At 62.7% G+C, this 20,460-nt stretch carries 15 protein-coding genes; 9 read left to right on the top strand and 6 right to left on the bottom strand.

The window, feature by feature from the left end:
• Positions 1-291 precede the first annotated feature (291 nt).
• The 3 genes from IEW18_RS17920 to IEW18_RS17910 all read left to right on the top strand — a co-directional run bounded on the left by IEW18_RS17920 (position 292) and on the right by IEW18_RS17910 (position 6,400).
• A complete protein-coding gene (locus IEW18_RS17920) occupies positions 292-3,432 on the top strand; it encodes a SusC/RagA family TonB-linked outer membrane protein (protein WP_188559247.1) in 3,141 nt (1,046 codons plus the stop codon).
• A 105-nt stretch (positions 3,433-3,537) separates the two neighbouring features.
• Complete coding sequence (locus IEW18_RS17915; RefSeq protein WP_188559246.1) at positions 3,538-5,103, top strand: SusD/RagB family nutrient-binding outer membrane lipoprotein; 1,566 nt, start codon at positions 3,538-3,540, stop codon at positions 5,101-5,103.
• 31 nt (positions 5,104-5,134) lie between these two features.
• Complete coding sequence (locus IEW18_RS17910) at positions 5,135-6,400, top strand: hypothetical protein (RefSeq protein ID WP_188559245.1); 1,266 nt, start codon at positions 5,135-5,137, stop codon at positions 6,398-6,400.
• Between the two features lie 133 nt (positions 6,401-6,533).
• Here IEW18_RS17910 and IEW18_RS17905 read toward each other — a convergent pair whose 3' ends face one another.
• The 5 genes from IEW18_RS17905 to IEW18_RS17885 form a co-directional block, all read right to left on the bottom strand.
• Positions 6,534-8,309: a family 10 glycosylhydrolase gene (locus IEW18_RS17905; RefSeq protein WP_188559244.1), complete on the bottom strand. Its 1,776-nt coding sequence runs from the start codon at positions 8,307-8,309 to the stop codon at positions 6,534-6,536.
• A gap of 522 nt (positions 8,310-8,831) precedes the next feature.
• A complete protein-coding gene (locus IEW18_RS17900; RefSeq protein ID WP_188559243.1) occupies positions 8,832-9,464 on the bottom strand; it encodes a M15 family metallopeptidase in 633 nt (210 codons plus the stop codon).
• An 83-nt stretch (positions 9,465-9,547) separates the two neighbouring features.
• A complete protein-coding gene (locus IEW18_RS17895; RefSeq protein ID WP_188559242.1) occupies positions 9,548-10,759 on the bottom strand; it encodes a serine hydrolase in 1,212 nt (403 codons plus the stop codon).
• Positions 10,760-11,039: 280 nt separating this feature from the next.
• Positions 11,040-11,261 carry a hypothetical protein gene (locus tag IEW18_RS17890; RefSeq protein ID WP_188559241.1) on the bottom strand — a complete coding sequence of 74 codons (222 nt, stop codon included), beginning with the start codon at positions 11,259-11,261 and terminating at the stop codon, positions 11,040-11,042.
• Positions 11,262-11,289: 28 nt separating this feature from the next.
• On the bottom strand, positions 11,290-11,595 hold the full coding sequence (locus IEW18_RS17885) for a hypothetical protein (RefSeq protein ID WP_188559240.1): 306 nt from the start codon (positions 11,593-11,595) through the stop codon (positions 11,290-11,292).
• A gap of 156 nt (positions 11,596-11,751) precedes the next feature.
• Here IEW18_RS17885 and IEW18_RS17880 point away from each other — a divergent pair, with 156 nt between their 5' ends.
• From IEW18_RS17880 to IEW18_RS17865, 4 genes are all read left to right on the top strand, one after another.
• The gene (locus tag IEW18_RS17880) at positions 11,752-12,600 is read left to right on the top strand and encodes a hypothetical protein (RefSeq protein WP_188559239.1); all 849 of its coding nucleotides are present in this window, start codon (positions 11,752-11,754) and stop codon (positions 12,598-12,600) included.
• Between the two features lie 111 nt (positions 12,601-12,711).
• Positions 12,712-13,557, top strand: a complete 846-nt coding sequence (locus tag IEW18_RS17875) for a rhomboid family intramembrane serine protease (protein WP_188559238.1) — start codon at positions 12,712-12,714, stop codon at positions 13,555-13,557.
• A gap of 93 nt (positions 13,558-13,650) precedes the next feature.
• Positions 13,651-14,583, top strand: coding sequence for a T9SS type A sorting domain-containing protein (locus IEW18_RS17870; protein WP_188559237.1), 933 nt, complete (start codon positions 13,651-13,653; stop codon positions 14,581-14,583).
• Between the two features lie 153 nt (positions 14,584-14,736).
• A complete protein-coding gene (locus IEW18_RS17865) occupies positions 14,737-15,888 on the top strand; it encodes an esterase/lipase family protein (protein ID WP_188559236.1) in 1,152 nt (383 codons plus the stop codon).
• 271 nt (positions 15,889-16,159) lie between these two features.
• Here IEW18_RS17865 and IEW18_RS17860 read toward each other — a convergent pair whose 3' ends face one another.
• Entirely contained in the window at positions 16,160-18,592 is a 2,433-nt protein-coding gene (locus IEW18_RS17860; RefSeq protein ID WP_229728827.1) for a glycoside hydrolase family 31 protein, read from the bottom strand.
• Between the two features lie 219 nt (positions 18,593-18,811).
• Here IEW18_RS17860 and IEW18_RS17855 point away from each other — a divergent pair, with 219 nt between their 5' ends.
• A complete protein-coding gene (locus IEW18_RS17855; protein WP_188559235.1) occupies positions 18,812-19,954 on the top strand; it encodes a glycosyltransferase in 1,143 nt (380 codons plus the stop codon).
• Positions 19,951-20,433, top strand: a complete 483-nt coding sequence (locus IEW18_RS17850) for a YdeI/OmpD-associated family protein (RefSeq protein ID WP_188559234.1) — start codon at positions 19,951-19,953, stop codon at positions 20,431-20,433. The genes IEW18_RS17855 and IEW18_RS17850 overlap by 4 nt, the downstream gene beginning before the upstream one ends.
• Positions 20,434-20,460 lie beyond the last annotated feature (27 nt).

Below are 20,460 nucleotides of genomic sequence, written 5' to 3'. Positions count from 1 at the left end.
ACCAAATTGCTCCTTCAAAAAATACCATATATAGTTGCTTCACTACGTTGCATCCCGTAGTTTTAGCTCTCGTGCTTACGTTGGCCCCCACTTTCGTACGCATTTCCGCCGCCCGCCTCTCCTACCCACCCTTTTTGTGCTGCCCGGCCAGACTCTGGCCCGCCGGATTTTCTTCCTTTTTTCCGGCATAACACTCCCGTAATCCGGTCATAATCCAACTGCAACCCGGCTGCGTGTCGAGTGCCGTTTCGTTCTGTTTCTCTCACTTTCTCACCTTCTTTTGCACTGCGTATGAAAAGACGTTTATGGTCCGCCCCATTGGCTGTGGGGTTGATGCTGACCGCGCCCGCGGCGTGGGCCCAGCAGGCCACCGTGACCATGCAAGGCACCGTTACGGCCAGCAACGACCAACAGCCCCTGCCCGGCGTGAACGTGCTGGTGAAGGGTACCGCCATCGGGACCCAAACCGATGTAAATGGCCGCTTTTCCCTGCCCAACGTGCCAACCGGCAGCACCCTGGTCTTTAGCTTCATTGGCTACAACAGCCAAGAATACAAGGTAGGCGCCGGCACCACGGCCAATATTACCCTGGCCCCGGACTCCAAGAGCCTGAACGAGGTAGTCGTGACGGCCTACGGCATCAAGCAGGAGCGAGCCGAGCTGAACTACAGCGCGCCGCAGGTAAAGGGCTCGGAACTGGTAGAAACCCGCCAGACCAACATCGTGAATGCCTTGCAGGGCAAAGTAGCGGGGGTCAGCATCACGTCTTCGGGTGGGGCCCCGGGCGAGGGCGCAGCCATCGTGATTCGGGGCGGCAACTCCCTGGATGGCAACAACCAGCCCCTGTTCGTGATTGACGGCATCATCATGGATAACTCGTCGTTCACGGAAAGCACGGCGCCCGGTGGGGGCTCAGGCTTCAACGGGGTGCTGGGCCGCTCCCAGGCCAACCAGAACCGCGCCGGCGACCTAAACCCCGAGGATATTGCCTCGATGACGGTGCTGAAGGGCCCGGCCGCCGCTGCCATCTACGGGCTGCGCGCCGCCAACGGGGCCGTTATCATTACCACCAAGAAAGGCACGTCGGGCCGCGCTACCATCAACTACCGCACGCAGTTTTCGGTGGATGAGGTAAGCCGCCTGCCCAAGCTCCAGGACCGCTACAAGCAGGGCAACCTGGGCTTGTTTGACGCTGGCACCCGCGGCTCCTGGGGCCCGGCTTTCCAGCCCGGCGAAACGGTGTACGACAACCTCGGCGACTTTTTCCAGAAGGGCAAGAGCTGGCAGCACTACCTCACTGTTTCGGGCGGCACAGACCGCAGCACCTTCCTGTTTTCGGGCTCGCGCACCGATGTAAGCGGGGTGGCCCCCACCAGCCTCTACGACAAAACCACCCTGCGTTTGGCTGGCACGTCTAAAATGACGGAGAAGCTGTCCATTACGGGCTCGGCGCAGTACCTCAATGCCGGCGGGCGCAACCCGGTGCAGGGTCCTGGCCTGTTCGGGGGTAGCGGGGGCTATCTGGTCAGCTTGCTGAACTGGCCCCGCAACGATGACGCCCGGGTGTACCTCAACCCCGATGGCTCCCGCCGCCGCCTGCTGGGCTCCGCTACCGCCGCCACCGACGCCGACAACCCCTACTTCACCATTTACCGCAACCCCCAGACTACCCGCACCAACCGCTTTATCGGCAACGTGCAGGCCAACCTGGACTTGCTGAAGTGGCTGGGCGTGAGCTACAACATTGGCACCGACTTCTACGTGCAGAAGGACCGCTCGGTGCGGGCCGTGGGCACGTCCCTGACGGGCAACCAGGACGGCGGCATTGCCGAAACCACTACCCTCAACCGCCTGCTCAACTCCAACTTCCTGGTCACGCTCAAGCACGATTTCTCCGAGAACCTTGGGGGCTTCTTGGTGCTGGGCAACACCGTGGAAATGAGCCGCAACGAGGCCACCGACAACCTGGGTCTGATTTTCCAGAACCCCAACCCGGTAGTGCCTTCCATCAACAACACCGTCAACCGTAACACGCTTATCACGAACACGGAGCGGCGGCTGATCGGCAACTTTGCCCGCCTGAACATCAACCTGTTTCAGCAGGTAAACCTGGAGATGAATGGGCGGATTGATCAGTCCTCGACCTTACCCCGGTTCGAGGAGGGCAAGAATTTCGGCCGTCTCTTCGGCTACGGCTCGGTTTCGGCGGGCTGGCAGTTCACCAAGCTGCTGGGCCTCGACCAGAACCCCTGGCTGAACTACGGCAAAATTCGGGGCTCGATTTCGGAAGTGGGCAAAGATACCGGCCCCTACCGCGTTGACTCGCCCCTGGCCCAGGCCACCTACATCGGGGGCGGCTTCCGCAACGGCTTCTACGGCTCGAACCGGGAGCTGATACCTGAGCGCACCCGCGCTTACGAAGTGGGCCTGGACCTGCAATTTCTGCAGAACCGCCTGGGTCTGGAAGCCAACATCTACCAGCAAATTACCCGCGACCAGCTGATTGCCCCGCGCGTGAGCCAAGCCACGGGCTTTATTCTGCAGTACATCAACGGCGGCACCGTGGAAAACAAGGGCCTGGAAGTAGCCCTGCGCGGCACGCCCGTTCAGAAGGAGGGCTTTACCTGGGATGTGGTGGCCAACTTCTACGCCAACCGTAACAAAGCCAACAAGCTGCCCGGCTTCCTGACCGAAGTGTACCAGTCGGACTCCTGGGTGATTGACGTAGCCCGCGGCGGCGCCTTCCCCGGCAAGCCCATCTCCTCGGTTAGCGCCCTGGACTACCAGCGCGCCCCGGATGGCCGCATCCTCATCAGCCCTACCACAGGCTACCCCCTGGTAAACACCAGCACCTTTGTGTATGCCGGCGACCGGGCCCCTGACTATACCGTGCAGGTCACGAACACCCTCACTTACAAAGACCTTTCGCTGTCCTTCCTGTGGGACTTCCGCCAAGGTGGCGTGGTCGTAAATGGTAACGACTGGTTTGCCACCCGCACCGGCCTGAGCGAGCGGACCCTGGACCGCTACAAAACCGCCGTGTTTGATGGCGTGGTGGCCGGCAGAGCCGCTGATGGCAGCACCACGTACACCCCAAATACGCGGCAGGTGGAGCTTAACCAAACCTATTACCAGACCATTCTGGGAGTTATCGGCACGCCCTTCGTGGAGGATGGCTCCTGGACGCGCCTACGTTATGCTACGCTGACGTACCGCCTGCCTACCACCCTGTTTACCAACTCTACCTCGGTGCGTGGCGTGGAACTGTCCGTGACGGGCCGCAACCTGCTGCTCTTCACCAAGTACCGCGGCGTTGATCCGGAAACGGCTTCGGCCGGGGCAGGTGTGCGCGGCGGCGGCTCCGGGGGCTTCGACTACGGCAGCATTCCCGGCACCCGCGGCGTGGACATGAGCGTGCGCGTGAATTTTTAGTGGCTCGTGGCGCTTAGTACCGGAAAGCGGAGCTTAGCAGCCTGCTGATCGAACGGCCGGGCTGGTTTCCGATCCTACGCTACCCTACCTCAACAACTCAACTCAATGAAAAAATATCTTCTCTTGCTGGGCCTGGCGCTGGGTGGAGGCCTGGGCCTCACTTCCTGCGAAAGTTTCCTGGACGTGAATACCGACCCCAACAACCCCATTACGTCGACCCCGAACTTCCTGCTGCCCAGCATTATTTCACAGGGCTTCCAGACGCAGATGTTCACCTCCCTGACAACCTCTTACATTACCCAGTACACGGTGCGCAAAACGCCGGCTAGCAGCACCGACCAGTTTACGCTCAGCAACGCCAACAGCACCAACACTTTCAACTACACCTACTTCTACTCGGCCGGTACCATCCCGACGATGACGACGGCAGCCGAGCAGGAAGGCTCGCCCTACTACATTGGGGCGGGTAAGATTATGCTGGCCATGGACCTGGCCCATGCCACCGACATGCTCGGCGACATTCCCTACACGGAGGCGTTCAAAGGGGCCCAGAACTACACCCCGCAGTACGACCCCCAGGAGCGGATTTACCAGACCATTCTGACGCTTTGCGACGAGGGTATTGCCCTGATGCAGAAGCCGGCCTCGGAAAACTTCCGCCCCCTGTATGTGACCTCGCCCAGCATCTCCGGCGACATCCTGTTCCGGGGCGACACGCAGAAGTGGATTAAGTTTGCCAACGGCTTGAAGGCCCGCCAGCTTAACCACCTGGTGAAGAAAAGCTCTTACAACCCTCAGCAGATTCTGGACTTGGTAAGCAAGAGCATGACCGGCTCGGCCGACGACGCCCAGATTCAGTTTATCCAGGCTGTGGCCCCGCTCACGGGCACGACCAACATTTTCGGGACCACGCGAAATAACTACGCTACGGCTACCTTCTCCACCAACATTATCAAGTACCTGAACGGCAACGTGGGCGGGGCGGCCTACCCCGGCGTCATCGATCCACGCCTGCCCATTATGGCCACGGCTACCAGCACCGGCAATGACCCCGGCGTAGCCCAGGCCAGCACGGCCAACATCGTGAACGGCTTCACCGACTTCTATAGCTCCTGGTACGCCCGCGACCTAGGCTATTTCGAGGTGATGACCTTCCACGAGCTGAAGTTCATTGAGGCCGAAGCCGCGTTTCGGGCCGGCGACAAAGGCCGGGCCCTTAACGCGTACCGCGCGGGCATCCGGGCCCACATGCAGAAGATTGGGGTAGGCGGCTCGAACGGCAACCCGGCCGTGACCTTCCCGCTCATCACCCAGGCCCAGATTGACGCCTACCTGGCCAGCCCGGCCGTGGCCCAAACGGAGGCCCAGCTGGATTTAAAGCGCATCATGGAGCAGAAGTACATTGCCATGTTCCTGAACCCGGAGTCGTGGTCGGATTTGCGCCGCCTTGATTTCGACCCCACGATTTACGTGAACCTGCGCTACCCCAACAACGCCAACGCTACCCTTGCCGGTAAGGCCGACTACAAGGACCGGTGGCCCCGCCGCATGCTGCCCGGCGCCACGGAGGTACTCTACAATCCGCAGGCCGTAGCCAAGCTGTTTGCCGATGTGCAGGCCACTTCCAACGACGATTACGTGAGCAAGCCCCTGTGGTGGGACCGTCCCTAATCCCTTTCCTTCCTCTGTACTTCTCTTTCTGATGACGATATTTTCTGCTTTCACCGCCTGGCGGCGCCTGCTGCCGGGCGCTTTCCTGGCCCTGGCAGGGCTAGTAACCGCCAGCTGCGAAAAGGAACCTTTTGATGACCACTACCAAGTAGCGGCCGAGCCAGGCTTCACGACGATTAATACCCTTGCTACTAAATACGCCCCCGGCGAAACGGTGCCGCTGAGCGTAGCCTACAACCCCTCGGATAATCTGAAAGACATTACCGTGTTTCAGGTGGTCAACCGGCAGGACTCGGCGGTGGTAGGCACCTACCCGGCCAACGGGCAGCTCAACCAATCTACCAAGACCTTTACCCAAGTGGTGCCTTATGTAGTGCCGACAACCCTGGCCAACAAAACGCCCGTGCGCGTAGATGTAACCATGAACTTCGCCAACGGCGGCAAGCGCATGCGGCGCTTTACCTACGTCGTGGGCGCTACGCCTACCCTGCGGTTCGGTACTACCCCTGCCACCTACCGCAACGGGCTAGCCGCTACGGCTCAGGCTGAAGGCGACATTATTGGCTATGCTCTGGTTATCAACGAAGGCGGAATCGGGGTGCTGCCTACGCCGCCCGCCACGTCTACGGCTACCCTCTTTAAAAACGTGGACAGCCTGGCCTATGGCTACCGCAACGCCGCGGGTCAGAGCTTCCGGCTGGGCGTGGTAGCGGCTCCATCCAACGGGGCAGCGACCAACCGCACTGTGGATGTGGTGGTACCAAAGGGTACGGCCGGCGCAGCTATTAACTTCTATTTCACTGCCTTTGCTCAAACTCAGTTTGCAACCATCGTTTCAGCTCCGCTTACCGTGGCGCAGCCTACTGCGTTTGCCAGCCTGAAAACCGGCCGCGTCAGCTTCGGCCCCAGCTCTACCCCTGATTCGTTGGCGTTTAATCTGAGAACTGCCCTCAACGAGCCGGCGGCTAACCCCGCTACGGCCAAGGACTTACTGGTCAGTGGTATTTCGGGAGGCTCGGTGTCCTTGAGCGCCGCTAACGGCACCCGCTACTACAAGGTGCCCGCCGCTACCCTAGCCACGGGCTTCTATACCACGGCCACCGCCAACGCGGTAGGCAACCTGCTTTATCAGAACGCCACCGCCAACCTCGCCGACCTGGGCACGGTAGCCGTCAACGACGTGTACGCCGTGCGCGTGCGGGGCACCGGCGAAGTCATGCTCTTGCGCATTACGGGCGTGAAACCCAGCTCCGCCGGCTCCACGGGCCGCGTGAAGTTCGAGTACCGCACGCTGTAAATCTTCCGGCGTATTTACCCAACAAAAAGGGAGGCCTGTGCGGGCCTCCCTTTTACTTTACCCGCTTTTTACTCGCTGGATCTTACCCGCTGGGTTTCTCCCGCAAGCAGCTTGCCGGTAATTGGGGCGTTACTTACCGCCGGCCGAATATGCGTTCTAACAGGCCGCGGCGCCTAGGCTTGGTTTTGACTTTGACCTTGGTTGGGGTGTTGACCGTGGTAGTTGGGCGCGACACTGGCGGGCGGGGCGTAGGCCGAGCCGGCGGGGCGGGGCTTGGGGCAGGAGTCGTGTTAGGCGAGGGCACGGACTCCGGCGGGGCCGTTTGGGCAACTACTACCTCGGCGGCGCGGCCGGTGGTGCGCACCGAGATTGGCCGGCTTTCATTGTGCAGGCGGTCGAAGGCGGTGAGGTAGTAGGCGTAGGCGCGCCCGGGTCGGGCGGTGGTATCCGTGAAAGCCAGCCTGCGGCCGGACTGGGGCCGAAATACGGTAAGCAGGTTGCGGGGGTCGTCGGGGGTAGGCGTCTGGTCGTCGGCGAAGCGGTAGAGGGCGTAGTACGCGGCCTGGTCGCCATCGGCGGCTACGGGGCCGGGCTGCCAGGCCAGGGTGTTGGCGCCCGCCTCCGTGGTAACGGTCAGGTTCTGGGCGGGGCGTGGGGGCACGGCATCGAGCCAGGGCATGGTGGGCACCAGAGCGGGGTAGCGAAACTCGTGCTGGCGCAGCGAATCGGTCGTGTGCAGCACGTTGGCCATGAGCGACTTCGAGCTAAAGAACACGCTGCCGCTGACCTCCGTGGGGAAGGTGCGGTTCAGGCGCACTTGCCGGGGCAGCTCGCGCGGGTTGCGCCACACCGTATCCGACTTCGTGCTTTCCGACATGCGGTAGGCCCCGTGCCCGATGTAGAGGTGGCGGCCGTTGCCGTTGCGGGCCCACCACTCCACCAGCACGGGGTACTGCGCCACCCGGAAGCCGGTGCTCCAGTAGAGCTGGGGCAGCACGTAATCAACCCAACCCTGACGCAGCCACTCCAGCGCGTCGGCATACAGGCCATCGTAGCCCTGGAAGGCTTTGGTGGCCGAGCCGTTGGGGTCGGTGCTTTGGTTGCGCCACACTCCGAAGGGCGAAATGCCGAATTTGACCCAGCGCTTGGTCTGGTGAATGGTGCCGTGCAACTCCTGAATCAGGGTGTTTACGTTCTGGCGGCGCCAGTCGGCTAGCTTGAGGTTATCGGGGTTGAAGCGGGCAAAAGCGTCCTCATCGTGAATTACCTGCCCCGCCTCGGGGTAAGGATAGAAGTAGTCGTCGAAGTGCACTCCGTCGATGTCGTAGCGGCGCACTACGTCCAGAATCACCTCGCTGATATACTGGCGCACTTCGGGCAGGCCGGGGTTGTAGAGCAGCTTGCCGGAGTAGCGCAGAAACCACTCGGGGTGCTGGCGGTAGGGGTGGGTGGGCGCCAGCCGCCGCGTCACGGTATCCATGGTGGCGCGGTAGGGGTTAAACCAGGCGTGAAATTCCATGCCCCGGTTGTGGGCCTCTTCAATCAGAAAGGGCAAGGGGTCATAGTAGGGCGTGGGCGCCTTGCCCTGCTGGCCCGTCAGCCACTTGCTCCAGGGCTCCAGGCTGCTCTGATAAAAGGCATCGGAGGCGGGGCGCACCTGCACAAACAAGGCATTGATGCCACTGCGCTGGTGGTCATCGAGCATGCGGCGGTACTCGCGGCGCTGCTGCTCCGGGGTGAGGCTGCGGGAGCTGGGCCAGTCAATATTCTCCACCGTGGCAATCCAGACCCCACGCAGCTCGCGCTTGGGCGGCCCATCGGCGGCACCAGCCGGCTGGCTGGCTACCAGGCAATACACACTCAGAACTAGGGCAAACAGGAAACGGCCGGCGGCAAGTAATCGAAACATCCCCGCGAAGTTACGAGGCGGTGAATTAGTGATTCAGTGATTTGATGATTTAGTGCGGTGCTGATTCGGTCATTCAGTGAGTTAGCTCGGTCGTGTGAACCGGCAGGGCTTATGCGCTACACAGACTCAGCATGCCGAGCATGCTGTGCCTGAAGCGGAGCCGAAGCAGTTCATTTACCTGACATTGCTACGCTAACTCAATGATTCGAGGGAGTTGCTTTACCTCTGCTTGAAGCGCAAATCACTCAGCATGAGCGACTTTTATTCAACTGTTCACAGCTTCAGGATGGCACGTAAGGCGGACCATTGTCAAACCGCCCCTCATCCTGAGCTTGCAAAGGACCTTGCCACGTCTGCACAAGTATCGTAGCAACGACTTTTGGGGCGTGATAAGGTCCTTTGCAAGCTCAGGATGAGGGGCGGTTTATTTGGGGGTTCAGTACGTTTTGTTCGTCAGTTCAGCCCTACGCCCTAACCCAACTCTACCTACCAAATCGGGCCCCGACTCCCTGAATGGCTAACTCACCGCCTGTCCAGGGCCTCGAAAGGTAAGTCCAGTAGGTCGAACTCGGCCCAGCGGTGGAAGTCAAAGTGCCACCACTCCTTGGCGTAGTTGATAAACCCCTGGCCCTTCATGGCGGCCAGCAGAATGATGCGGTTCATGAGGACGTAGTTGGGCAACTCGCTGAAGTTCGTGTGCGAGGCTGGGGTCAGCTCATCAAAATCGGTGGGCAGCGGCACGGGCCGGCCGGTGGCTTGCTCCACCAGACCCACATCCACGGAGCAGCCGCGGTTGTGCCGGGAGCCGCGCCAGGGAGGAGCGGCGAAGTTTTCGTCGCGCAGGTGCTCGTAGAAGCGCACCGTCACGCTGTAGGGGCGGTAGGCATCGTACACGCATAAACCCAAGCCGTGCCGCGCCAGGGCCAGTTGCACCCGCTGCAGGGCCTCGGCCACGGGCCGCCGCACATACGCCTTGGCCGCGGGGTACACCGCCTCGCCCAGCAAGTTGCGGGGGGTAGCGTAGCGAATATCAAGCACCAGATCCGGAATCAGATCCACTAGATTCACGAGCTGCTGCTCCGCATCCGAAGCTACTTGCTGGTGGTACTGATCGGGGCAGCTAATAAGAACGAGTCCAAACGGATTAACAGACATTATAACAAGGGCCCGGAGCCGTACCTGGACAGGAATAATGGACGCTCTTACGCTCAACGACGGGCTACCGTTACCTTTTCGGCTTATTTGCGGCGCTGCACCTCGTGCTGGTATACCCGCTGGCCCAGGCGCCGTAGGAAGGGCAGGCCCACCGTATCGTACTCGTACTGGTCGTCGGTGAGCACCCCGTCCTGGTTTACGTACACCACGGCGCTCAGCAGAAACTCTACCCCGTGCGCCGGGTCGGTGATGTAGGCGTTATCAATCAGGAAGCCGTAGGCCTGGCCTATTTTGTTGTAGATCTGCACACCGGGCGGGAGCGGGCCCGCGGGTCCGCCCGCCAGCAGAAATTTGGCGTAGTTGTCCGGGTACTCAGTTGCCGGGTAGCGGGGCGCGTCACTTTCGCGGGGCAGCCGGTGCAGGTAGTCGCGCAGCAGGGCGTAGTCGGCGGGGGCCAGCTGGAAGCGCCGCCGCGCGGGCTCCGTTTCGGGGAAAAGTACGGCCCGCAGGGTGCGCTGCAAGTCGGGCAGGGAAGTAGTGTTCTTGGGGTGAAAATCGAGGGGCGCCTCTACCCGCACAGCACCCTGCAGGTGGGCCCGACCTACCCCCCAGCCCCGCCGCGCCTGCCGGGGCCAGGGCCCAGAATAGGTAGCGGCGGGTTGCAGGTACAGGGGGCGGGTAAGGCTGGTATCAGCGAAAAAAGCCAGCGGATTGGTTTGCCGGGCCGTGGAGTCCTGGTCGCCGACGGAAAGGCGGTGGCGCACCAGCGTGTGGCGCAGGCCGTGGCGCCGCAGCCCGGCCACCAGCCCAGCCGGCCCCACAAATTCATAGAGCCGGTTAAAAGCATCATTGTCACTTACAAGCAGCACCTTGCGCACGTAGTGGGCTACGCTGGCCCGCCCGGTGGGGCTGCTGGCGTCGCGCACAACCCGCGTTTGCCCCCGGGCGGCCGAGTCGATGCGCAGGGGCGATTCGCTGCTCAGACCCGGCACCTGCAACCTGAGGGCGTGCAGTTTTTCCAGGGCCAGTACGGCAGTCGGGAGCTTGATGGTGCTGGCCGGATAGAAGTACTCCCGCGGGCGCAGCCGGTAGCCGTAGCTGCGAAAGTGCGGCCGACCTTGGGAGTCGCGGCGGATTTGGGTGTACAAGATCTGGACCCGGTGGGCGGCCGCTTCCTGGAGCACAGGCGCCAACACGGAATCAGATTGCAGCAGCCGGCGCAAGGGGTTTTGGGCCTGCCCGTGGGCCAGGGGTAGCAGCAGGCAGCCCAGCAACCAGCAGAGTTTTTTTCTCATCAACAGCAAAGTACACCGCAAACCCCAACAACAGGGCAACCCCCAGGTGCCCTTTCCGAAGCGGCCCGCCTCGTAAGGGCTAGTAACGCTTGAAACAGGTCAACTAGGGGTTAAGCCGGGGTGTTGAGTAGGGCCTGACACGTGCGGTTTGGGCCGTTATACTGGGCATCAAGCAGAAACGAGGAAGGTGAGGCAGGCTCCGGAGCCTACCCCACCTTCCTCATTTCACTCGGAATGACAAGCAGCAGCTTTCGGCTTTCCAGACGCTGCCTGGCGCAGACTATTCCTGGGCCGACTGCTGGATATCGGAGCGGTCTGACTTGGTTTGGCCGCCACCTTCCAGGCCATTGGTCTGGTCACTGTCGCCGTAGCCGCCCCGGATACCGGCGCCGCTGTCGTTCAACAGTTCTTCTTGGGTAGTAGCGGGTTGCTTGGGGGTAGTAGGGGTAGCGGAGTTGCCGCCTTGCTGGTCCGGCTGGGGCGTGTTTTGGTCGTTAGCCATGATGGAAAAAGTAGGGTGGAAGCTAAGGTTAGAGGTTTACTTTACCGGTTTCGCCGCCCGATACGCCGGTACCGGCGCTGGCTGTGTTACCGCCTACGTCGCCGTCCTGGGCATTGCCGGGCGCGTCGTAGTTGGGAGCACCGGAGCGTACCCGGGCGCCGCTGATAGCCTGGCCGCCTTCGGTGCCGCCGCTGCCAGAGTTGTCATCGGCGTTAAGGCCGGTGTCGTGGCTGCCAGGAAAGATGCGGCCTTCGGGCTGAGTATCGTCGGAGAGGGCATCGGGCCGGTTTGGCAGGGTGCTGGCGTCCAGGGGTTCTTCGCGAGGAGTATCCATGAGCAAGGAGCTTAACGGTGAAAGAAACGGGCGGGTGGGGCCCGGCTTTGGCTATACGCAAGCCCCGCGGCGGCGTTGGGAAGCAGGTCGAGGTAGTCCGAGTGTTTTTTACCAATTTGGGGAGATTTTACACCCGTATCCGTTTATTACTTCGGCATGGCCGCCTCATCTGCTCCCGACTCTTTCCTGCAAAAACCAACCGAGGAACTGCTTTTTCTGGTGCAGCACCCGGAGTTATACCATCCTTCCGTGGTAGCCGAAGCTGGCCGCGAGCTGCGCCGCCGCGGGACTAGCCTGCCCCCTACCCCTGCCCCAGGGCCCGCCGCCACGCCGGAACCCGTCTACCACGAGCCGGAGCCCGCAGCTGCCGGCATGGCCCGGTGGTGGCCGGCCGGGGTGCTGGCCGCCGCGGTGCTCGGGTTGGGCTGGTGGGGCCTGCACTCCCCCACCGCCCCCGCCGCCACATCGGCCCCGGTAGCCGCCAAAAAGGCCGAGCCCATTGTGCTGGAAGCCGTAAAAACTGAACGCCTGCCCGATTTCGAGGCCAAAACCGCCGCCCAGGTGGCCGAGTTGCGCCGACTGCTCCCGGCCGCCGACCGCGCCGATACCACCGCCACGGGCCGCTACCTGCGCATGGCCCGGCGCTACTGGCTGGCGGAAAACGCGGCAGCCCACCTCACCAGCCAGGCCCGCACCGGCGCCGTAACGGCCGTATTTCCCGGCCAGGTTGACCTGACCCAGGAGCGCATTGCCTGGTTTATGCGGGCCAAGGCCTACAACCAGCACCTAACCGCCACCATGGAAGAGCGCCTGAACCTGATGCAACAGGGCCTGAAGCTGCGCCGCAGCTCCCTGCAGGTGTTCAAGTCGCGCTACGAGGCCCAGATGCAGCTGATGGACCCGCAGGAGGAGAAGCTGCACCAGGAAGCCACCGGCCTGGCCGAGGAACTGCGCGGCCACTACCAGCGCAAGCAGCCCCTGCGCGGCAACATTACGGAGCTGTAGCCCGAGGAGCGCAATCCTGTCAGGTAGGCGGGGGCTGGCAGGGTTTATGACGCGCCCACGGGGCCGCGCCGGCGTTTCGTAGCCGGGGCGCCCCCGTTGTATTTCCTGCGTATGTCTGCCCCCGACCCCGCCGCCCTATTTGCCCAGAAAACGGATGCTGAGCTGCTTTACCTGGCTCAGCACGCCCACCAGTACCCGGCGGCGGTGGGCCAGGCCGCCGTGCGCGAACTGCAGCGGCGCGGTCTGATTCCGGCCGAATTGCCCGCTGGCCCCGCGCCGCACCCTACTGAAGCGCCCGGTCCCGAGCCTGGCGCGGGTACCCTGGCCTGGCGGGCCCTGCGGGGTGTGAGCTGGCCCCGGCCCGGCTACCGGGTAACGCCCCTGCTGCTCTGGCTGAACGTGCTGGTGTACCTGGCTATGGTGGCCACGGGCGTGAATGCCTGGCAGCCAGCCGGCACCGACCTGGTGCAGTGGGGCTCCAACTTTTCGCCCCTGACGCCTACCCAGCCCTGGCGCCTGCTCACTAGCTGCTTCGTGCACGGCGGCGCGGCCCACTTGGTGCTGAACATGGCTTCCCTGGTGTTTCTGGGGCTGCTGGCCGAGGGCTTCGTGGGTGGGCGGCGGCTGCTGGTGGGCTATGTGCTGAGCGGGGTGGGCGGTAGCTTGCTGAGCTGGTACTGGCACACCCAGGGCCTGAATTCGGTGGGAGCCTCCGGCGCTATTTTCGGGTGGTACGGCTTACTGCTGGCTACCCTGGTGCGGCGGCCCGCAACCTTTACCCGGACCGGGCGCTATACCATGTTGTTGTTCGTGTTCTATTTGCTGGCCAGCAGCTTAGCCGGCGGCCTGCAAGCTCATACCACCGATAATGCTGCCCACGTGGGCGGTCTGCTCACCGGCAGTTTACTGGGTCTGCTCGCCGCCCCGCCCGCCTCTGCCCGGCAGAATGTGGGGTAGCGTTTTGAAATTAGCCCAGCCCAGCCCGCTACTATCCTATTGAATCTTTTAAATTGCCTGCATTCCATTTCACTCACTTCTTTTTTTGACGTTATGCGCCATCTGCTACGCTCTTTTTTGGCCGGAATAAGCGTGCTGGCCGCCAGCACGGCAGCGCTGGCCCAAACGCCCACCCCGGTTCCCAACGGCAACCTCGATACCTGGGAAATCCGCAACACCTTGCAGCGGGAAGTGCCCCGGAGCTGGATTACCACCGAAGACATTCTGGAACCGTTGGTTCAGCAGGAACTGCCTAATATTGGCTTTGTCGAAAAATCTACAACGGTGCGCCAGGGCCCGTTTGCCGCCGAGCTAACGAACATTGACATAGGCAACACCAGGCCGTTGATCGTGCCTGGGGTGCTGGTTACGGGCTCCCCAACGGGCCTGGGCACGCCGTACACCTCGCGGCCCGCCCGCCTGCAGTTCTGGTACCGCCTCACGGGCCCCGATGCCAGGGCCGATTCCGCCTTTGCCGGGGCTGTGCTGACCCGTAACATCAACGGCACCACCCAGTTAATTGCCCAGAGCGACTTGATTCTGGCGCCCACAGCTACCTACACGTTGGTAAGTCAGCCCTTTGAGTACACGCCGCTTGGTGTCTCGCCCGACTCGATGCTGATAGAAATCGATTCTGGTATTGCCGAGAACCTGCACGAGGGCACCGTCCTGCTCGTTGACGATATTCAGTTCACGGGCAGCATTACGGCCACCCGCAACCCGGTCACCGAAGCGGCGCTGCAGGTGTACCCCAACCCCAGTTCTACCGGCGAGTTCTCCCTGGCCTCTCTGACGGATGCGGCCCTGTCCACGGCGCCCTTCACGGTTACCGACGCAACGGGCCGCGTGGTGCTGCGCCAGGGTAAGGCCCCACTGAGCGCCGCGCGCGGCCGCCTGGTTGATTTGCGGGAGCAGCGCAGCGGCGTGTACCTGCTGCAGCTGGAAACCCCCGACGGTCTGATTTCGCGTAAACTGGTGGTGCAGTAGCACATTTTGGCCTAGCACGCATACGGCCCCGCCCTGGCTTTGCGCCGGGTGGGGCTTTTTATTGGGCCGAAGCGCCTACCTCGCCAAGGACCGGCAAACTTTTGCACCTTCCCGCGGCGCCCCACGTTTTCGGGGCGGCCTACCTTTGCCCCCATGACTGAACCTGAGGACCCAGCCGAACTCCCCGAAGGCCCCGCCGACAAGCCGGGCTCGCGCTGGCGGCGGGCGGCGGCGGCCGTGGGCCGTGCCGCGCGGGCTCCGTTTAACGGGGCGGGCCTGCTCTACCGCATTGGTCAGGAGAACCTGCATTTTACGCTGCCGGTGCTCAACGGGGCGTTCGGCGACCAGCTGGCGGCCCGCCACGACCGTCGGGCCATTCAGATGAGCTTCCGTCGCTACGAGGCTGATGTAAGCGTGGCCGAGCTACGGCTGCAACCGCCCCCGGAGGGACAGGTTCGCAAAACGGTGGTTTTCCTGCACGGACTGATGGGCGACGAAATCATCTGGCAAACCGGCGCCGGCCCGGAAGATGTGCGTTTTGGCCCCCGTCTGCAGCGGGAGCTGGGCGTAAACTGCCTGTACGTGCGTTACAACTCCGGCCTGCACATTTCTGAAAACGGCCGCCGCCTCCACCAGCTTCTCACCGAGTTAGTCCAGACGTTTCCCGCCGCGGTTGGCGAGCTGGTATTGGTTGGCCACAGCATGGGGGGCCTGGTTATTCGCTCAGCGGGCTACTACGCCGCACAGGAGCAGTTATTTTCCGAAGCCCCCGTAGCTTCTGGTCCGGCCGACAACACCCCCGAACCGGCCTTACGCTGGCTGCCTTCTCTGCGCGACGTGTTTCTGCTGGGTGTGCCCAACGACGGCTCTTTCCTGGAGCAAAACAGCCACCTGACGGCCCTGATTCTGCGGAAAATCAACATCTGGCCCACCCGGGCCATCAGCGGGCTACTGGACAAGCGCAGCAACGGCATCAAGGACCTGCGCTTTGCCCGCCTAACCGATGAGGACTGGCAGAATGCACACGCCGACGACCTGTTTCCTCCCCGCACGGTGGTGCCGCCCCTGCCCGGCGTGCGCTACCACGTGCTGGTCGGCTCCCTGCTGAAAACGGTTGACTCCGCCCTACACGAGTACTTTGGCGACGGTTTGGTAGGAGCTGGCAGTGCCCGCGGCCGCATCTTCCGGGACCCGGCCGCACCGCCTGATTTGCTCATTACTACCCGCGTGTATCCGCGCCTGCACCACGGCACCCTGCTTAGCAATCCGGAGGTGTATGCGTACATCAGGGAGAATATCGGGTAGGCTCACTTCCGCTGAAGAGAGGAGCTGGACGCCAAGTCGTTTTACTCAGTCAGCTCACACGAATGCTATAGCCGTAACGCGAAGCTCCACTTCGCGACCGACCTGAGCAACACCCGAGGGCCGTTCAAGCGGGTCGCGAAGCGGAGCTTCGCGTTACATTATAGGGGCAGCTTTTATGTGCTTAGGAAAAAGCTGAAACAACTGCGGACCATAACCTGATTTCAAGCTGCCTGCTCCACCAGACAATTAGCATCACGTGGTTGTACATTCCCTACCCGATTACCAGCTCCGTGAAATCGGCGCCTACTACCACTGCGGGTAAGGTCAGGCCGGTTTCGGTGGTTACTTCGGTGGCTTCGGCGGGCTGGCCGTCGGTGCTCAGGGCGGCGGCGGCGAAGGGCAGTCCGTGCAGCACTACGCGGTACGTGGTCCAGGTGGGTTGGAAGTCGCCTTCCGTCTGCTGCTGAACCAACAGGCCGGTTTCGGTGCCGGTTACGGTGAAGCGGCGGGTAGTGCTCTGGCCTTGCTCGTAGCCGTAGCCTTCGCCCCCATCTTCGTACAACACGCTGGTTTCCGAGCCCTGCTTGTAGTACACGTGCAGGGTTACTTCTTCCACCGTTTTCTCGCCGACGTACTGCATCAGCGGGTACATGGGCACCACGGCACCGGCCTTGATGAAGAGCGGAATGCGGGTGAGGTCGGCGGCGGCCCACACCTCGGCGCCGCCCGTTTTGGCTTCGTCGGTCCAGTAATAAAACCAGTTGCCGCGGGGCAAGTACATCCAGCGGCCATCGGCACCGGGCTGGGTGATGGGGCACACCAGCAGGTGGTCGCCGAGGCTGAACTCAGCCATGCGCAGGTAGGTGTCGGTGTCGGCCTGGTCGAGGAAGGCCAGGGGGCGCAGCATGGGCGTGCCCTGCTGGTTGTACTGCCAGAACGTGGTGTACATGTAGGGCAGCAGGCGGTAGCGCAGCTCGATGAAGCCCTTGGCCAGCTCGGCAAAGTTTTCCCCAAACGACCAGGGCTCCTGGTCGCCGTGGTCGCCGGAGCTGTGGGTGCGGAAGAAGGGATGAAAGGCCCCTAGCGCCACCCAGCGCACGTACAGCTCGCCGTCGGGCGTATCAATAAAGCCCCCAATATCGGAGCCCACAAACGAGAAGCCCGAAATGCTCAGGCGCTGGCACTGAATATTAGCCAGCCACAGGTGCTCCCAGGACGCAATGTTGTCGCCGGTCCAGCCGGAGGAGTAGCGCTGCCCGCCGGCGTAGGTGCTGCGCGTGATGGTAAAGGGCCGGTTGGGGTAAGCAAACTGCTTGACGCCGTCGTTGGTGGCGCGGGCCATTTGCATGCCGTAGATGTTGTGGGCCTTGCGGTGGGAGGCGGGGTAGCCTTCGTAGCCAAAGCGCACGTCATCCGGGAAAGTGCCCTTCTCAAACACGGCCGGCTCGTTCATGTCGTTCCACACGCCCTTCACGCCGGTTTCCTGAATCAGACCCTTGAACAGGCCGGCCCACCACTCGCGCACCTCGGGGCGGGTGTAGTCGGGGAAGTTGCAGAGGCCGGGCCATACGGAGCCTTTCATCAGGGGGCCGTCGGCGCGGCGGCAGAAGTAGTCGTTTTTCAGCCCCTCCTGGTACACGCTATAGTCGGGGTCAATCTTGATGCCGGGGTCAATAATGACGATGGTTTTGAAGCCGTCTTCGGCCAGCTCCCGCACCATGCGCTGGGGCTCCGGGAAGTGGGTGGGGCTCCAGGTAAAGCACCGGTAGCCGTCCATGTAGTCGATGTCCAGGTACAGGGCGTCGCAGGGAATCTGCCGGTCGCGGAAGCCCTGGGCAATGGCCTTCACGTTGCTTTCGGGAAAGTAGCTCCACTTGCACTGGTGGTAGCCCAGGGCCCAGAGCGGGGGCAGCTCGGGCGGACTGGTCAGGCGGGTGTACTCCTGGGTTACTTCCAGCAGGCTGGGGCCGTAGATGAAGTAGTAGTTCATCTCGCCGCCCTGGGCCCAGAACGAGGACACGTCGGCCCGCTCGGCGGCAAAATCGAACCCGGCCTTAAAGGAGTTGTCGAAGAAGATGCCGTGGGCAATTTTCTGGTGCAGCCCCAGGAAAAAGGGAATGTTTTTGTAGAGCGGATCGGAGCCCTTCTGGTAGCCGTAGGTGTCGGTGCCCCAGTTGGTGAACTGCTTGCCGCGCAGGTTCATGTTGTCGGGCTTGTCGCCGAGGCCGTAGTAGTGGGCCCCGCTTTGCACCAGCTTGCTCATCTTCACGATGTCGTTGCCGGTTTCGTACTCGTACTCCCAGTGAAAGCCCTTTTCGTCCTCGCTTAGCACCAGGCCGGAGCGGTTGAGCACCCGGGTGCGCAGGTTTTCCTTATCCACGACGCAAATGAGGCGGTCGGTGGTAATGCGGTAGTGGTCGGGCTTCTCCCGAAACTCCAGAAACTCCAGATCCTGGCGGGCGGGTACGCCTTGGGGGAAGGCGTAGCTGAAATCGGGCCCAAAGCCAGCCTCCGTGGCGTAGCGGAAGCGCAGCACCTTGTCGGTGATTACCTGAAGGTTAAGCTGCACGCCGTTGTCGCAGCGGAAGATAAAATCAGTGCCCTGCCGTTCGCCCTGTACTACCCGGCCGGGGTAGAACTCCTGTTTGGATTGGGCGGCCAGGTCATTGACCATGTAGTTGTTTTCCTGGATATTGTCGGCCATTGCGGGGAGGTGTCGAGGGTAGTCAGAGGTAAAGAAGGCAGAAAAACTCCGGCTGAGTCGGAAGTGCCCTGTAGTAGCCCGCAAGGTAAAACTGATTCGGCCTACAACGGAGCAGCTTAGGGGCTACTTTTTGAGAAACTGCCAATAGGAGCGGCAGCAGGCACATTTTTCTCTACCTTGCCATACCTCATCCGTGCCAGCTGCTCATTTACCCGCCTTATGATTTCTGCTCCATTTTCCGTGTTGTTGCTTGGCTGGAACGAGGCGCCCACGGCGGACGGGCTTCCCGCGGCCGGTGTGCGGGCCCTCGTGCAAGGGCTCTCGGCCCGCCTGCCGCTCTCGGTGATGCTGCCCCGCCTGCCCCACCCGCCGCTGGCTACCCCCGCCGCCACCCGCGTCACGGGCCTGGCCAACCTGACGGAGGCCGAGGCCCGCGCCCCGCGCCCTCGGCCCGATCAGCGCCCCGGTGCTTGGCAGCGGCCGGCCGCCCCCTACCTCGGGACCAGCGAAACGCCGGGGGCGGCAACCTCTTTTCTAGGCGCGGCCGATGGCTCTTGGCAGGCACCCGCCGCGCCGTACCAGGGAGCCACCCCGGCCACTGCCCAGGCGCTGGCAGCAGCCTTGGCTTCCACCACCATTGCCGTGCTGCCGGACATTGAGCCCAATCCGCAGCAGCAGCACAGCCCGGCTTCCTCTGGCACGCCTACCCCGCCTACCTCCGCCGAAGTATCCGAGTTTTCGCAGGAAGAGCTGCTGCTAAACCAAGACGATTTTGCGGGCGAAGCCGCCGAGCCCGACGGCGCCGAAGCTGCCGACCTTAGTCAACCGGCCGATGATCTGGTGCCCGAAGCAGCGGCGCAGCCGGCAACTCTGGCCCTGCCGCAGCTGGCCTCACTACCGGAAGCCTTGGCCGCCCTAGGCTCCGACTCGGCCGCCCCCGCCGACTTTAATTTTCAGGTGATTCAGTACGCCCGTTTTGCCACGCGCCGGGCCCTGCTGGAAAACTTTTCCGTGATTTACGCCTCCGACTGGCCTACCTGGCTGGCGGCCCTGGAAATTCGCCAGCAAACCGGCCGGCCCCTGGTGTTGCACGTGCACAGCCTGGCCCAGGAGCGCGCGACCCCCGCCGACCGGGGTTGGGCGCTGGAACTGGAGCGCCTGACGTTGCGACGGGCCGACGTGGTGCTGGCCGCTACCGAGCAGGTAGCCGACCTGCTCCGGACGCGCTACCCGGCCGTGGTTAGCCGCCTGCTGGTCCTGGACCCCACGGATACCGAAACGCTTACCACCACCCTGCGCCAGCTGGAAAACGGCCTGCCCGTCCGCCAGCTTTCCGCACCCTTCTTCCCCCCTACTGCATGAGTACCGACCCGCCCATCCGCCACGAATTTGAGGCCCCCATGGAAATGGATGGCGCCGACAGCGGCGTTTTCCTGGTAGTTCCCTTCAGCGTGCCCGAGGTGTACGGCACCAAAGGCCCCCTGCCGGTGCGCGGCACCGTGGATGGCTTCCCCATCCGGCTGAACCTGGTGCCCATGGGCGACGGCCAGCACATGATCAGCATCCGCAAAGAAGTGCGCAACGCCATCAACAAAACCTGGACTGACACGGTGCACGTGGTGCTGGAGCGCGACAACGACTCCACCGGCCTTGAGCTGCCCGACGACCTGAAATACGCCCTGGAGCGGGCCGGCCTGCAAGTCGGCTTCGATGCCCTACCCTACACCCAGCGCAAGGAACTGGCCCAGCGCGTGGCCCGCACCAAAAAGCCCGAGGCCCGCGCCCAGCGCATCGAGGATGCTCTGGAGCAGGCCCAGTCTGGCCGCAAAACCCGGCACTAGCGGTTTTCAGCACTACTCAACAAGCCA

Origin of the sequence: Hymenobacter glacieicola (genome assembly GCF_014640315.1) — a bacterium.
GTDB lineage: Bacteria > Bacteroidota > Bacteroidia > Cytophagales > Hymenobacteraceae > Hymenobacter > Hymenobacter glacieicola.
This window is presented reverse-complemented; position numbering and strand designations above follow the sequence as displayed.